This is a genomic window from Candidatus Desulfatibia sp., from assembly GCF_036446775.1.
In the GTDB taxonomy this organism is placed as follows: Bacteria; Desulfobacterota; Desulfobacteria; order Desulfobacterales; family UBA11574; genus Desulfatibia_A.
This window is the reverse complement of the sequence record NZ_JAZFTO010000099.1, coordinates 1-15,452: the sequence shown is the minus strand read 5'-3', so window position 1 is coordinate 15,452 and position 15,452 is coordinate 1. Positions and strand designations below refer to the sequence as shown.

At 47.5% G+C, this 15,452-nt stretch carries 14 protein-coding genes and 1 pseudogene; 14 read left to right on the top strand and 1 reads right to left on the bottom strand.

All coding sequences use genetic code 11. From position 1 onward, the window contains the following. Positions 1–86: 86 nt before the first annotated feature. From rpsB to V3S16_RS04560, 12 genes and pseudogenes are all read left to right on the top strand, one after another. Complete coding sequence (gene rpsB, locus V3S16_RS04615; protein WP_413883504.1) at positions 87–1,010, top strand: 30S ribosomal protein S2; 924 nt, start codon at positions 87–89, stop codon at positions 1,008–1,010. A 2-nt stretch (positions 1,011–1,012) separates the two neighbouring features. Next, positions 1,013–1,612, top strand: a complete 600-nt coding sequence (gene tsf / locus V3S16_RS04610; RefSeq protein ID WP_413883503.1) for a translation elongation factor Ts — start codon at positions 1,013–1,015, stop codon at positions 1,610–1,612. Between the two features lie 3 nt (positions 1,613–1,615). Then, complete coding sequence (gene pyrH, locus V3S16_RS04605; RefSeq protein WP_413883502.1) at positions 1,616–2,332, top strand: UMP kinase; 717 nt, start codon at positions 1,616–1,618, stop codon at positions 2,330–2,332. A 14-nt stretch (positions 2,333–2,346) separates the two neighbouring features. Next, positions 2,347–2,904 carry a ribosome recycling factor gene (frr, locus tag V3S16_RS04600; protein ID WP_413883501.1) on the top strand — a complete coding sequence of 186 codons (558 nt, stop codon included), beginning with the start codon at positions 2,347–2,349 and terminating at the stop codon, positions 2,902–2,904. Further along, positions 2,894–3,637, top strand: coding sequence for an isoprenyl transferase (locus tag V3S16_RS04595; RefSeq protein WP_413883500.1), 744 nt, complete (start codon positions 2,894–2,896; stop codon positions 3,635–3,637). Before frr ends, V3S16_RS04595 begins: the two co-directional genes overlap by 11 nt. Before the next feature lie 15 nt (positions 3,638–3,652). Beyond that, positions 3,653–4,462, top strand: a complete 810-nt coding sequence (locus V3S16_RS04590; RefSeq protein ID WP_413883499.1) for a phosphatidate cytidylyltransferase — start codon at positions 3,653–3,655, stop codon at positions 4,460–4,462. Positions 4,463–4,779: 317 nt separating this feature from the next. Beyond that, positions 4,780–5,934 carry a 1-deoxy-D-xylulose-5-phosphate reductoisomerase gene (locus V3S16_RS04585; RefSeq protein WP_413883498.1) on the top strand — a complete coding sequence of 385 codons (1,155 nt, stop codon included), beginning with the start codon at positions 4,780–4,782 and terminating at the stop codon, positions 5,932–5,934. Between the two features lie 217 nt (positions 5,935–6,151). Continuing rightward, positions 6,152–7,219: an RIP metalloprotease RseP gene (rseP, locus tag V3S16_RS04580; RefSeq protein WP_413883497.1), complete on the top strand. Its 1,068-nt coding sequence runs from the start codon at positions 6,152–6,154 to the stop codon at positions 7,217–7,219. Further along, a complete protein-coding gene (locus tag V3S16_RS04575; protein WP_413883496.1) occupies positions 7,219–10,215 on the top strand; it encodes an AIR synthase-related protein in 2,997 nt (998 codons plus the stop codon). Before rseP ends, V3S16_RS04575 begins: the two co-directional genes overlap by 1 nt. A gap of 101 nt (positions 10,216–10,316) precedes the next feature. After that, positions 10,317–10,694 (top strand): annotated as a pseudogene (locus V3S16_RS04570) (four helix bundle protein). Next, complete coding sequence (locus tag V3S16_RS04565) at positions 10,684–11,541, top strand: phosphoribosylformylglycinamidine synthase subunit PurQ (protein ID WP_413883495.1); 858 nt, start codon at positions 10,684–10,686, stop codon at positions 11,539–11,541. The pseudogene V3S16_RS04570 and the gene V3S16_RS04565 overlap by 11 nt, the downstream one beginning before the upstream one ends. Positions 11,542–12,291: 750 nt before the next feature. Continuing rightward, a complete protein-coding gene (locus V3S16_RS04560; RefSeq protein ID WP_413883494.1) occupies positions 12,292–12,849 on the top strand; it encodes a Tfp pilus assembly protein FimT/FimU in 558 nt (185 codons plus the stop codon). 38 nt (positions 12,850–12,887) lie between these two features. On the opposite strand, the gene V3S16_RS04555 is transcribed toward V3S16_RS04560, so the two are convergent. Further along, complete coding sequence (locus tag V3S16_RS04555) at positions 12,888–13,739, bottom strand: hypothetical protein (protein WP_413883493.1); 852 nt, start codon at positions 13,737–13,739, stop codon at positions 12,888–12,890. 393 nt (positions 13,740–14,132) lie between these two features. On the opposite strand from V3S16_RS04555, the gene V3S16_RS04550 reads away from it, so the two are divergent. Together V3S16_RS04550 and V3S16_RS04545 are read left to right on the top strand one after the other, a co-directional pair. Next, positions 14,133–14,576, top strand: coding sequence for a Tfp pilus assembly protein FimT/FimU (locus V3S16_RS04550; RefSeq protein WP_413883492.1), 444 nt, complete (start codon positions 14,133–14,135; stop codon positions 14,574–14,576). Beyond that, positions 14,576–15,205, top strand: a complete 630-nt coding sequence (locus tag V3S16_RS04545) for a PilW family protein (RefSeq protein WP_413883491.1) — start codon at positions 14,576–14,578, stop codon at positions 15,203–15,205. Before V3S16_RS04550 ends, V3S16_RS04545 begins: the two co-directional genes overlap by 1 nt. Positions 15,206–15,452: the final 247 nt, after the last annotated feature.

The following is a 15,452-nucleotide window of genomic DNA, read 5'->3' as shown; positions in this document are numbered from 1 at the left end:
GACCTTTTTCCAGGTGCTTCGCAGGGCGGGGTCGGAATCAGGGTTGAAGAGGGCGGTGGCTAAACCTTTTAAGAAGGGAGAAAAAAATGGCTTATATTACAATGAAGGAACTCCTTGAAGCCGGAGTTCATTTTGGACATCAGACCAAGCGCTGGAATCCCAAGATGAAACCCTACATCTTTGGAGCAAGGAACGGTATTTACATTATAGATCTTCAGAAAACCGTTCGCATGTTCCGGACGGTATACGATTTTGTCGTTGATACGGTAGCTGGCGGCAAGCCGCTCCTTTTTGTAGGGACCAAAAAGCAGGCTCGCGATTCCATTTATGAAGAGTCCAATCGATGCGAGATGTTTTACGTTCACAACCGATGGCTCGGCGGCATGCTGACGAATTTCCAAACCATAAGAAAAAGCATAGATCGTCTGAATTATCTTAATACCATCCAGAATGACGAGTCGATCAATCTTTTTCCTAAAAAAGAGAGGTTGAAGCTATTAAAGGAACGTATAAAGCTCGACAACAACCTTGGCGGTATTCGTAATATGAACGGGCTTCCCGGGGCTATTTTTATCGTTGATTCCAGGAACGAAGCTATTGCAGTTCGTGAAGGCCGACGGCTGGGCATACCGATTATTGCAATCGTCGATACCAATTGTAACCCTGATGAAATCGATTACATTATACCCGGCAATGATGACGCCATACGTGCAATCCGGCTGATTACTTCCAGAATTGCTGATGCCTGCATTGCAGGCCGGCAACGGCTGGAGGAAAAGAAGCAGGCCGAGGCTGATAAGGAGGAGGTCCAAGTTGAACTCGAGGTAACAGCCGCCAGTGAGGAGCTGAAACCGGGAGAACGCAAAGTTGTCGAGGATGGTTCAGAAGGTCCTGTTGTAGAAATAATCAGACGTTCAACACCGGTAGCTGCTCAAGATGCTGTGGCCCCCGAAGATGCTGATAATCAAGAATCAAAAGATGAGACTGAAGCGGAAAATACAGGAGAATAGCGATGACGACAATTAGCGCAGCAATGGTTAAACAGCTTCGTGAGAAAACCGGCGCCGGCATCATGGATTGTAAAGAAGCCCTTTCCGAGTGTGGCGGCGACATTAGCAGCTCAATCGATTTTTTGAGAAAAAAAGGCCTGGCAACTGCCGCCAGGCGTGCGGGAAGAACAACGGCGGAAGGGATCATCCAGTCCTATATTCATATGGACGGCAAACTGGGGGTGCTGGTTGAAGTTAACTGTGAGACCGATTTTGTTGCTAAAAACGAAGATTTTAAAGAATTTGCAAAAAATATCGCCATGCATATCGCCGCCACAAACCCTGTGGGGATCAAACCCGAAGATGTTTCCCAAGAAATAATCAACAAAGAAAAGGAAATCTATCGGGCTCAGGTCCTGGAGATGGGCAAGCCGGAACATATCGCCGGCAAGATCGTTGACGGCAAATTGGAAAAGTTTTTTAAGGAAAACTGTCTGCTGAATCAGCAATACGTTCGCGATCCCGATATTACGGTTGCGGATCTAATAAACGATGTAATTGCAAAGATCGGGGAAAATATATCCATCAAACAATTTGTAAGATACAAAATAGGAGAACCCTAAACCTTGACACGCCCTAAATTTAATAGGATTCTGTTAAAATTAAGCGGTGAAGCTTTGATGGGAGATCAAGGCTTCGGCATAAGCCCGGACATGATAAAGTATGTGGCTGAAGAGATCCGTTCGGTATTTGACCTCGGGGTTCAGATTGCCATCGTTGTCGGCGGCGGCAATATTTTCAGGGGCGTTTCCGCTGCTTCTTACGGTATGGATAGGGTTTCCGCCGACCGTATGGGAATGTTGGCCACGGTAATCAACAGTCTGGCCTTGCAGGATGCTTTAGAGAGCAAAGGAATTCAGACCCGTGTGCAGACTGCCATATCCATGCACGAGGTGGCAGAGCCTTTTATCTCCCGGAGAGCGATCCGCCATCTTGAAAAGGGGCGGGTGGTGATATTTGCAGCCGGCACCGGCAACCCTTACTTTACCACCGATACGGCAGCGGTTCTCAGGTCCCAGGAAATTCAGGCCGAGATTCTTTTAAAGGCGACAAAAGTTGACGGGCTTTACGATGCTGATCCCGCTATACAGAAAAACGCTAAATTTATAGGAAAGATCAGATATATGGAGATTCTCGAAAAGCAGCTTCATGTTATGGATATGACGGCGATCTCTCTGGCAATGGACAATGATTTGCCCCTTGTTGTTTTTAATTTGACGAGCAAGGGGAATATCAGAAAAATTGTATGTGGAGAAGTGGTAGGGACACAGATTCGCAATTAGTTGAGGGAAAGAACATGATTGAATCGATATTTCAAGATGCCAGAGAGAGTATGGAAAAATCAATCGTAGCTTTGAAGAATGAATTAAATAGGATCAGAACGGGTCGCGCCTCCTTGAGTATTCTCGATGATATCCGCGTAGATTACTACGGGACACTTACACCTCTAAATCAGATGGCATCTCTTTCTGTTCCTGAAAGCCGGCTGATTACTATCCAACCCTGGGATGTTTCCATAATCAAGGAGATAGAAAAGGCGATTTTGAAATCCGACCTGGGTTTAACACCTTCAAATGACGGCAAACTTATGCGCATCTCCATCCCGACGCTAACAGAGGAGCGCAGGAAACAACTCGTCAAGGCCGTACAAAAAAAAGGCGAAGAACACAAGATTGCAGTGCGCAATATAAGGCGTGATTCGAATGACCTGCTGAAAGGTTTGAAAAAGGATGGTGATATTACGGAAGATGATGCTTTCAGGGCCCAGGATCAAGTCCAGAAAATAACAGATGAGCACACCAAGCGTATGGATGAAATCTGTAAAGAAAAAGAGCAAGAGATCCTTGAATTCTGATCCATTTTCATTGAACCAAACGGGTCTTGATTCCGCCAGGCTCCCCGTGCATGTCGCCATTATTATGGACGGTAACGGCCGATGGGCCAAAAAGCGTTTGTTAAATCGAATTAAGGGGCATGAAAAGGGTACGGAGGCCGTTAGAACAATTGTAAGAGCCTGTCGTGAAATCGGAATTTCCTACCTGACCCTCTACGCCTTTTCCACCGAAAACTGGCAGCGGCCAAAATCCGAGGTTGCTGCTCTCATGATCCTCTTACAACAATTCCTCAAAACAGAACAAAAAGAGTTGATGGACAACAATATCCGTCTTACTGCCATCGGACAGCTTGAGCGTTTGCCCGCAAATGTTCGGCGCGTCCTTGATAAGACTATGGCGATGACAAAAGAAAATAGCAAGATGTGTCTGAATCTGGCATTAAGTTATGGCGGTCGGGCTGAAATCGTTAGAATGGTTAAAGATATTGCAATCAAGGTTAAAGATGGTAATATTGATCCTGATGCAATAACAGCCGAGTTGATACCTGAATACCTGTATACCAGAATGATGCCTGATCCGGATCTTCTAATCAGAACCGGCGGAGAGATGCGCATCAGTAATTTTCTCCTGTGGCAGATAGCCTACACGGAAATTTATGTTACCGATACCTTATGGCCCGATTTTGGGAAAGATAAGTTTATTAGAATCCTGGCAGACTATCAGCAGCGTGAACGCCGGTTCGGTAAAGTCTGATGGCGTCGTAAAATTATGCATTTAAAACGTTGGATTACAGGTCTTGCCGTTCTTCCATTTCTGTTTTTGCTGATTAGCAAGGGAGGGGCGTTTCTGTTTGCTATTGTTATCGTCATCATCTGTATTTTGGCCCTGTGGGAATATTTTCAAATTGTATTTCACGCCAAGGGCGGAGCGCATCAAGGGGCCATACCTGTAGTCGGCTATATTACGGGTTGCGGCATTATCTGGGCGGCATACATTAGCTCATTTGAAATGATTGTCGGCCTGATTATACTGAATCTTATAGTTTGCGCTCTGATTTCACTGTCTAAGTTCAAAACCGATTCAAGTGTATCGGAAATTATTACCAAACAGGTTCTGGGGATCGTATACATACCCCTTTTTCTGTCATGCCTTATTTTAATCCGCAACGGGGCAGGTGGGGAGACCTGGATTTATTTTTTGCTGTTTATTGTCTTTTGCGGTGATGTGGGTGCATACCATTGCGGGTCCTATTTTGGACGGCACAAACTGTGCCCCGCCGTAAGCCCGGGGAAAACCATTGAAGGTTCGATCGGCGGGCTGGCAACAAATCTGGTTGTTGGAGCACTGTTCAAGCACTTTTTTCTACCGTTGCTGCCCTGGGGTTTAAGTCTGCTGTTTTTCATTGCTACAGGAGTTGCGGGACAGGTAGGGGACCTGTTTGAATCCCAGCTTAAGCGGGTTGGCAATATAAAAGATTCCGGGGCATTGCTCCCCGGCCACGGGGGTATTCTGGATCGAAGCGATGCCTTGCTGTTTGCCGCTCCGGTTGCATATTGTTTTAAAGAATATATATTATAAATGCAGACCTCGTTATTTGCCTTATATAAATGACCGTAGAACTTTATATACCATGGGATTGCACATAAATTGGACATCAGGTCGGTCTAGGTTATAAGGTTCCCGGTTCCCGGTTCAGCCTGCGACGAGCTCAGCCGAGTCGGGTTAAGCGCTTCGCGCTTTTTTTCTTACCCATTGATTCCATTGGGGTAATACAACGAGGCGGCCAGCCTCTGAACCTTTGAACGTTGAACCTTTGAACCCAACTTTTTGATTAGAGATGGAGCGTTTTGTCCAAAAATTCACCGCCTCATCTATCATTATTTGTGAGATCTGAAGTGAAAAAACTTTCTATATTAGGGTCTACCGGTTCCATCGGGCGTAATGCTCTTAAGATTGTTGAAATGTTTCCCGAACGGTTTGCGGTTAAAGCGCTGGCAGCCAAAAAGGATACTGAACTGCTGGCTCGTCAGATCGAACAGTTTAAACCGGAAATCGCCGTTGTTTTTGATGAAAAATGCGCTTTAGAGCTGAAGAGCAAACTACCTGCGACAGGCGGTGTGGAAGTATTGTATGGAAAGGACGGCTACATAGCTGCAGCCACCCATGATGCCGTTGACATGGTTTTAACCGCAGTGGTGGGTGCGGCCGGATTGATGCCGACCTTGGCTGCCATCGAAGCCGGAAAAAATATTGCCCTGGCCAACAAGGAAACTCTTGTGATGGCCGGTGATATCGTTGTCAAGAGAGCTGTGGCCAAAGGTGTCCGCATACTTCCCGTTGACAGCGAGCATAGTGCCATTTTTCAGTGTATTGCCGGAAATCGTCCGGAAGATCTGGAACGGATAATCCTGACAGCCTCCGGCGGTCCTTTTTTAAAACGGCCGGCAAATGAATTTATGGAAATCAAGCCCGAGGAAGCGCTTAATCATCCCATCTGGCAGATGGGCAAAAAGGTGACGATCGATTCGGCCACGCTCATGAATAAGGGCCTGGAGGTGATTGAGGCCAAATGTCTCTTCGGCGTTTCCCAGGACAGGATCGAGGTTTTGATTCATCCGCAGAGCGTTGTTCACTCGATGGTGACCTATCAAGATGGGGCGGTAATGGCTCAACTTGGAATCCCTGATATGAAAGGTGCTATTGCCTATGCCATGTCGTACCCTCAGCGGCTCGCGTTACAGCAGTCGCCGCCGGATTTTGCCCGGATGGGGGCCTTGACTTTTGAGCCGCCTGATTTAGAAAAGTTCCCGTGTCTGGCGCTGGCATATCAGGCCGGCGAAGCCGGTGAAACACTTCCGGCGGTCTTAAACGCCGCCAATGAAGTGGCGGTGCAGGCCTTTTTAAAACATCGGATATCATTTGTCAAAATACCCGAGATTATCCGGGAAACCATGGAATGGCATACTATTGTCAAGGATCCGTCTCTTGCCGATATTCTTGAAGCCGACCGCTGGGCCAGAGAACAAGCTGAAATGATACTGGATGCTTGATGCTTGATTCTGGATGCTTGATTCTGGATGCTTGATTCTGGATGCTTGATTCTGGATGCTTGATACTGGATGCTGGATAGAAAAAAAGAGGGTTCATAATCTTATCCAGTATCCAGTATCCAGAAACCAGAATCCAGTATCCGATCCTATTTGGATCTTATTTGGTTACAAAAACTTAACATAATATTATGATTTTTTACTATATAGATGGCTAATTATGAGTGTTAGTATATTTGCATTAATCGTTGTTTTGGGAGTATTGATATTTTTTCACGAACTGGGGCATTTCCTGGTTGCCCGCATGTTCGGAGTCGGGGTGGAGAGATTTTCGCTCGGTTTTGGTCCCAAGCTGGTAGGCAGAACCATCGGCATTACCGATTATCGAATTTCCGCCATTCCCCTGGGCGGTTATGTTAAAATGGTGGGCGAAGAACCCGATGCCGAGGTCGACCCAGCGGACATTCCAATTTCTTTTACTCACAAGCATGTCTTCAAACGCATTTTAATTGTCGCCGCCGGACCAATGTTCAATTTGCTGCTGGCGGTGATAATTTTTTTTGTAATCTTTCAGATTTCCGGCCTGCTGATTTTAAAACCGGTGATCGGAGAGGTTAAAAAAGAAACCCCGGCCCATAGAGGAGGATTTGAAAAAAACGATCGGATTCTGGCTATTGACAGCCTGGCTGTTGAAAGCTGGGCAGACATGGCCCGAATTATTACATCAAGCCGGGGCAAAACCCTGGCAATATCCTTGCTTCGCGGGGAATCTGAAATTGCGGTTAACATTACTCCTGAACTTAAAACATTTAAAAATATTTTTAATGAGGATATTGAACGCTATGTCATCGGTGTTACAGCTTCCGGAGAGGTATTTTCAAAAGATTTGACCATGCTTCAGGCCTTTGCAGAGGGCGTTATTCAAACCTATAACATTGCCGCTTTAACAATCAAGAGCGTTGTCAAACTGATACAGGGCACGCTCTCTCCAAAAACGCTGGGCGGACCGATCATGATTGCCCAGATGGCCGGTCAGCAGGCCAGGCAAGGGGTGACCAGCCTGGCCTTTTTTATAGCATTGATCAGCATAAACCTTGCCATACTCAATTTCCTGCCCATACCGGTTTTGGACGGCGGTCATCTGCTCTTCTTTTTTATAGAGGCGCTTAGCGGACGTCCGGTGAGTATAAGGGTGCGTGAAGTCGCCCAGCAGGCGGGGATCTTTGTGTTAATTCTGCTGATGATCTATGTGTTTTATAATGATATCACAAGAGTCTTTTTCAGCTAATGCCGTATCGACTTGAAATAACATTAAAACCCGAACTGTTTGACGCCGAGGGTGAGGGCGTGCGCCAAAAGGCCGCAAACTACTTTGGGATCGAACTTGATCGCGTTCGTACCATTTATGTGGTTACCATTGATGCCAATCTGACGACCGGCCAGCTGCAAACCATACAATCGGAAATATTTACCAACCCCGTAACCCAGATCTCTTCTTACAGCCCTCTGGAGGTCGAATTCGATTGGACCATCTGGGTGGGCTACCGGCCCGGAGTCAGGGACAACCCCGGCAGCACGGCTATGGAAGCGGTTGAAGATATTCTGGGGAGAGCTTTGGGCTCCAATGGAGCAATTTACACCTCCAAGCGTTATTGTTTAAAAGGCAAAAGTGTAACCATGGCAGACACCGACAAGATCGCCGGTGAGCTTTTGGCCAATGACATCATCCAGCAGTGGAAAATTTTTGCGGCCGAAGCGTGGGACCCTGCTGAAGGCATCGGTATTATCATACCCAAAGTGGTTCTCGATCACACACCCACGGTAACGACCATTCCAGTGGAGAGCGACGCATCCCTTGAAGCTGTCAGCGATGAGCGCGGCCTGGCCTTGAATCCCGCTGACATTCCGACCATCAGGGCTTATTTTCTGGACAGGAATGTGCAGGCTCAACGGAAAGCCGTGGGCCTGTCTGATCCCACCGATATTGAACTGGAATATATTTCCCAGGCTCGCAGTGATCATTGCAATCACAATACATTTCAAGGATTGTTCCGCTACCGGGATCTGGCCACGGGTGAGACCGACATGGCCGACAATCTTTTTAAAACCTGTATCGAAGCCCCGACCTTGACGCTAAAGAAAAAGAAACCCTGGGTTGTGTCGGTTTTGTGGGACAATGCCGGCGTTGGGAAATTTAACGACGATCATTACTATGTTATTACCGGAGAAACCCACAACTCCCCATCCAACATGGAAGCCTACGGCGGAGCTATAACCGGGATAGTGGGGGTTTACCGCGATCCTTTGGGTACCGGCAAGGGCTCGAAACTGGTAATGGGCGGTTATGGATACTGTGTGGGGCCCAGGGACTATGCCGGCGACCTGATGCCGCGCCTCCATCCCCGGCGGCTTTTGGACGGCATTATCGAAGGGGTCAGAGACGGCGGCAACAAAAGCGGAATTCCAACAACGTTTGGTCAGGTCCTTTTTCACCCGGGGTATATGGGAAAATGCCTGGTGTTTGTTACGGCCGTGGGAATTATGCCGGCCCGGATCGACGGCAAGCCGGCCTATCAAAAACGCACAGCACCCGGAGAACTGGTTATTATGTGCGGCGGCCGGGTCGGTAAAGACGGGATTCACGGTGTGACCGCTTCGTCAGAAACTTTTTCCGAGCATACGCCGGCCGGGCATGTGCAGATCGGCGATCCCTATACCCAGAAAAAAATGCATGATTTCCTATTAGAGGCCCGGGATGGGGGGCTGATAAGATTTATAACCGACAACGGCGGCGGCGGGCTTTCTTCATCGGTAGGCGAATCAGCACGGTTTTCAGGCGGATGCGAAATTCAATTGGATAAAGTACCCCTTAAATACGAAGGGCTGGATCAATGGGAAATATGGGTGTCGGAATCCCAGGAGCGCATGACCGTAGCGGTGCTTCCCGAAGATCTCGACCGCTTTATGGAGCTTTCCAGACTGCATGCCGTGGAAAGTACGGTTATCGGAGAGTATACGGATTCGGGCAAACTGCATATCTCTTATAACGGTGAGACTTGCGCCTACATCGATATCGACCTTTTGACTTCAGGTTTTCCCCAGTGGGAGTTCGATGCCCACTGGCATCCGCCGGAGATGCGGGGCCTGTATGAACCAATACTGCAGGAGCCGACGGATTACCGTAAGTTGCTTTTAGATCTTTTGTCGCGCCCCAATATCTGCTCCACCGAATGGATCAGCCGGCAGTATGACCATGAGGTGCAAGGCACGAGCGTTATTAAACCGCTGGTGGGCGCCGGTCGGGATGTAAACAGCGATGCAGCGGTGATACGTCCGGTATTAGAATCGGAAAAGGGACTGGCTTTTGCCCAGGCGCTGCTTCCGGCCTACTCAGCCATCGATGCCTATCACATGACAGCCTGTACCATCGATGAAGCGCTGCGCAGGCTTATTGCCGTTGGCGGGGATCCGGAACATATCGGCGGTATCGATAATTTTTGCTGGCCGAGCGTGCAGTACCATCCGCAAAACAACCCTGACGGCAGATTCAAGGCTGCTCAATTGGTGCGCGCCTGCCGGGCGCTTCGCGATATTTGCCTGGCGTATGAGATACCGCTGCTTTCAGGCAAAGACAGCATGTACGTTGACGGCCACCTACCGGGACGTTACGGAGAAACCCACAAGGTGTCGGCGCTGGAGACCCTTCAATTTTCGACCACGGGAGTTATTGAGGATGTCAACAAATGCGTGACCATGGACAGCAAAATGCCCGGGGATCTGGTGTATATTCTGGGCATCACCCGCGATGAATTAGGCGGATCCGAATACTACGAGCATTTGGGCTACCTGGGGCTTAATGTTCCCCGGGTTCTGGCAGACGATTTTGCTCCTTTGTACCGGGCCTTCAGCCATGCCGTTGAAAAAGAACTGGTCGCTTCGGCCCACGGGATCTATCGGGGCGGACTGGGCGTACATCTCGCCATGAAGGCCATGGGGGGCAATCTGGGGTTACAGGCCGACCTTGCCCTGGTGCCGGCCGACCGGGTTGACCGCAGTGATGTGCTATTATTTTCGGAATCAGCCGGTCGCTTGATCGTAACCGTGGCCCCCACGAACAGGGAGAATTTCGAAAATATTTTCAAAGACCTGACCTGCGCCTGCATCGGCAGCGTAACTGCAACAAGCAATTTAAATATTAAAGGGCTAGACAACAGCATTTTGGTTGACGTTGCGGTTGATGACCTTAAAGCCGCATGGAAAAAGCCCTTCGGAGACCTGGTGTAGCATGATACATGATGCTGGATACTGGATACTGGATGCTTGTTGGAGCGTAGCGGAAATCCCGATTTATCGGGGATACTTGATACTGATCACATTGGAGAAGTGTGAGTTATAAAAACTTAGAAATTTGGCAACTATCACGGGAATTGGTCGTTGACATTCACAAGATGACCCTATCTAAACTCCCCAAGTTTGAAATGTTTGAAGAGGGCAGTCAAATTCGGAGATCTGCTAAATCAACTAAATCAACGATTGTAGAAGGCTATGGAAGGTGAAGATATAAAAAGGATTTCATTCGGTTTTTAAGTTATGCCCTTGCTTCAAATGATGAAACTATAGATCATTTAGAAACACTTTTTGAGACTGGATCATTAGAAGATGAAGAGTTGTTTAATGCACTATGCAAGCGATTAAGGATATTAGGAAAGAAACTTAACCTGTTCATTCAGTCGGTAGAAAGAGGACATGTTAGTGAAAAATAATCCAGAATCCAGTGACAAGTATCCAGAATCCAGTGTAAACGCTTTAGTGCTTACCGGATACGGGCTTAACTGTGATAATGAGACCGCTTATGCCCTTGAGCTGGCCGGTGCCGCCGCCCGCCGCGTGCATATAAATTCTCTGATAGACGGGACCGTAAACTTGACGGATTTTCAGATACTGGTCTTCGGGGGCGGTTTCAGCTGGGGCGACGATCACGGTGCCGGTGTAATCCAGGCCGTACGGATGAAAACCCACCTGGGTGATCAAATCCTAAAGTTTATTGAGGCCGGATATCTCGTATTAGGGATCTGCAACGGTTTTCAGACCCTTGTCAATCTGGGTCTTTTACCCGGCTCTGACTTTGACTATACCCGGCGGTCCGTAGCCCTTACGTTTAATGACTGCGGTAATTTCAGGGATGACTGGGTTGCTTTAAAAGTAAATGCGGCATCCCCCTGTATCTTTACTACCGGAATCGATCTGGCGGAATTCCCCGTCAGACACGGTGAAGGAAAATTTTATGCCGGCCCAAGCACTCTTGCACAATTAATCGATAACAACCAGGTCGCCGTCCAATATGCCCGACCAGACGGCAAACCTGCTAACGGCCGGTTCCCATACAATCCCAACGGCAGTGTATATGATGTCGCCGGGATATGCGACCCCACCGGCCGTGTTTTCGGCCTGATGCCCCATCCGGAAGCCTTTAACCATTGGACCAACCATCCGGACTGGACCCGCCGCAAAGAGACCCTAAAACGCCGGGGAATTGCACAAGACACCGGCCCCACCATCGGTATCCGCCTGTTTCAAAATGCAGTCGACTATATCCGCAACAATCAATAACCCACATCTTGCATGAAGAATTAATTTAGTCCTGAAAAACCTGGTCCTTTGGGCCATGCCTGCCCCGCCTTGCGGGGGTCAGAGTTCTCCGGCTCTGCCTTGGAGTTTCGTGTCTAAAATCGCAAATTCCAAGCACCAAAAAACAAACAAGCTCCAAACTACAAGCACCAAATTCCAAGGAAATTCCAAACTACAAGCACCAAATCTCAAGGAAATTCCAAAGTTTGTTATTTTGAATTTCGGTTATTGTTATTTGTTTGATATTTGATATTTGTTATTTGGAATTTAATTTACTCCATTTGAGATAGGTGCACCTCTATTGGGTGAAATCAAAGCCGGGTCCTTTGGTCCGGGATTCTTTCCTTCTGCGTTCTCTGCAACTCTGCGGTGAGTAAAAGTGCTCTGAAAAATGTGCACGCCACACATTTTTTTGTGCAATTTCCTGCTTTGTTCCTGCCATTAAACTGCAACACCTAATTCAATCTAAACCCGGATTAAAATAATAAATTATTGATACATAATAAAACTAATCTTCGTCAACCTCCATAGAGTAACGGTTTGCAGAGATATAAAGGAAAAAGTTTCTCATTTAAATTCCGTTTGCTTCCCGGGGGAAATTTCTTAACAAATTTTTGGCACGGAAATTGATAATACTTCAATTGAACGTAAACAAGAACAGTGTTTTTTTTAAAATTATCTAATCTTAGTGCCTTGGTGCCTTAGTGGCAAGATACTTGAGGAAGCAAAACTATGCGCAAACAAGACGGATTTACAATTGTAGAGCTCATTATTGTGATCGCTGTCATGGGCATCATGGCCGCTATCGCCGTACCTAATTTTATGAGCTATCTGCCCGATGCTCGCTTGAAAAGTGCGGCGCGGGACCTGTATTCAAATCTGCGGCGGGCAAAGATTGGTGCCATCAAGAGTAACAAGAAATGGGCGATTGTTTTTAATGCCGACGCAGGTACGTATGAGGTATGCTCCGGAAAAGGTCCTGATAACTCCTGGCGCGGTACAGATAATGACGTTGTCAAAAAAGTAATTTTGAGCGATTACGGCAGCGGTGTCACCTTCGGTAGGGGGAGTGCCACTGATCCCATCGGCGGTACTTTCGGAAACGACTTTATCACCTATTCAAGCCCGAGAAACGTGGTTGTTATGAACTCAAGAGGAACAGGTAACAGCGGATATGTTTATTTGACAAATGCGAGCAATATTTCCAGTTACGGTGTTGGGACCAGATCCAGCGGGGTTGTCATTCTGCGACGATGGCTCGGTGCCGATGCCCCTGATCCCTGGGGATAATAGCCCGTGGGTGGATCAGACTCGCAAGAAATACGGTCCTATTTTTTTAAAATCTTTCCGGAAACTGTTTGCTCAGGCTTTTCATTTAGAGCTTGTTTCAGCCTGGCGTTGAAGGATTTAACCTCTTGGTTGAAGGCTTTTTGTTTTTCCTCGAATTTTTTCAACTTTTCATTAAATTTTGTAATTTCAGCATTGTATGCCATGGCGTCAATGTAAGTTTTTGAGTTTTTCTTATCCACGGCAACCTTTTTTTGTTCTTCTAAAAGGGCCTGGTATTCTTGATCCAGTTCCTGCTTTTTGTTTTTAAGCTGTGTTTTTATCTCATCGATATCCCCCGGGGCTTCCTGGCCTTGTTCGCTTGCGGTTGGCGGTATTTCTGCTTTTTCCATGCTGATGGGCTTTTCAATAGCAGAATCCCGTGTCCCGGCCGGTTCGCCACCGCCGGCTGTTTCCATTCTTAGCCGCTTTTTGTAGACGGCGGCTTGTTTTTCGTATGCATTTTTCTTTTCCAGGTATTTGCGACTTTTTTCATTGAAACTGCGAATCTTTTCGTTGTGCTTCCGGCGGCCCTCATCTGTTTTGGTATCATTTTTTTCTTCTTCAAGGCGAACTTCTTCCATCATCAGTTCCTGATACTCGCGATCCAGATCCTGCTTTTTATTTTCAAGCAACTTTTTGAGCGCATTAATATCCGCGGGTTTTTTATTCGGCATATAGCTGGGTGATTCTGTATATGTATTGACGCCGGGGCGCTGATTGACCGGAACCTGGGATAGGTCATCGGTATAACGGGCTATCCCGCTTTCATCCACGTACTTGTAAAATTCCGCTAAAGCCGGGGCCGTCCCCAGGATAAGCACCAGCAATATTATCCATCTTGAAAAATTCATGGTTTACCCACCTTTATTAAAGCGGCGCAGCCGCGTTTCATAAAATCGTGCAACGATTTTATTTTATCTTCTGCACAGGTTTTGTGTCAAGTACCCAGTGACCAATGACAAAGTCCTCTTCCGGGCATAAAAACTTTTAATGTAACTATAAAATAATTTAATAGTTGTGGCCCCCAAAGCGATTTCAGTTTAAAATTAGCAAGCAATAATTTACCCGGCGGCATTTTGTTTGAGAAAAAAAACGAAACCTTCAATACAATAATTATATCTGATCGTTATACATAGGTCCGGCCGTGTTCGGAAGGCCGGGGAAAGGATTTTGACGTTCAGCGGGAGCTTTATGGCACAAAATTTGCTTTAATTTATGTTGGAATTTATCAGGGAGATCATACCATGCGCAAAGATGCGGGGTTTACATTAATAGAGTTGATCATAATAATTGTGATAGTCGGTGCGCTGACGGCTATTGCCGTGCCTAATTTTATGACCTACCAGTCTAATTTTCGTTTAAGGGGAGCGTTGTCCACCTTGCGAGGCGATTTGGTCGGTGCCAGGATGCTGGCCATCAAGCGCTTTGTTCAATACAGAGTGTTTTTCACTGCCGGCGGGTACCAAATCCAACGGTGGGATGAAGATACAACCTCGTATATTGACGAGGTGACGAGAAACTTTGCTGATGAATACCAGGGCGTTACCGCTGCGGCCACCGCTAATCCGGTTTTTAGCCCTAAGGGCACGGTCACGCCTGTGCCCCCCCCGATTACAATCACTTTACAAGGCGGTCAGAGGACCCAGACAATCACAATTTTTATTGCTGGAAAGATAAAGGTGAATTGATGAAGAGACTTGTAACAGCGGGCGGACGCGGCGGGTTTACTCTGGTTGAATTGCTGATTGCCATGGCCATTGGCGCTGTGCTGCTCACGGCCACATATGAGCTGCTCAACACCAATTCAAAGTTGTATTATTCCAAAGAGAATACCATGGTCATGACCCAGGATCTGCGCGCCGCCACGGACTTTCTGATCCGGGAGATCCGCATGGCCGGCTACAATCCCACCGGCGCCAGTGGAATCGGATTTCAGAATGATTCAGACGCCACTTCAATTCACTTTACCATGGACATTGACGGTGACGGGGCGATCACCGGCACCAACAACGAAGACATCGAATACTTAATTTATCCCCAAAACGATATCCAGTCGCTCGGGAGAAGAACAGGCGGTAATGTAGGTCTGGTTGCCGAATACATCACGGGTCTTGGGTTGACCTGTGTTTTTGGCATCCGGCGAAGACAGCGTGACTGGGTCTACCCAAGTGTCGGCGTCGCTGCAACCATTTTGGTGGTCATTCATTCTCTGGTTGATTTCAGCCTGCAGATTCCCGCCGTTGCAATTACCTACGCCTGCATCATGGGTGTAGCGTGCGCACAGTCTTATTCGTCCAGACAAAACCCGTCAAGCTAAGAATTTTCAAACTACTCGTATCAGAGTTTGGAAATCCCTGGGTGCAGGTTGGAGGTCGAAATATTGAATCGTCAGTTCATACTTGGCGTGATCGCGCGTAAGAGCGTAGATGGTTGCCATCGTCCTATGGATCGACAGCGTTGATCTCTATGCCAATGACCGCCATGCCAAGGCGCCGCTGGTCTGCTGATTCGCCGACCTCTGCGGGAACCAGGGCATCGGGAAACTCGAATTTGACCCGGGTCCA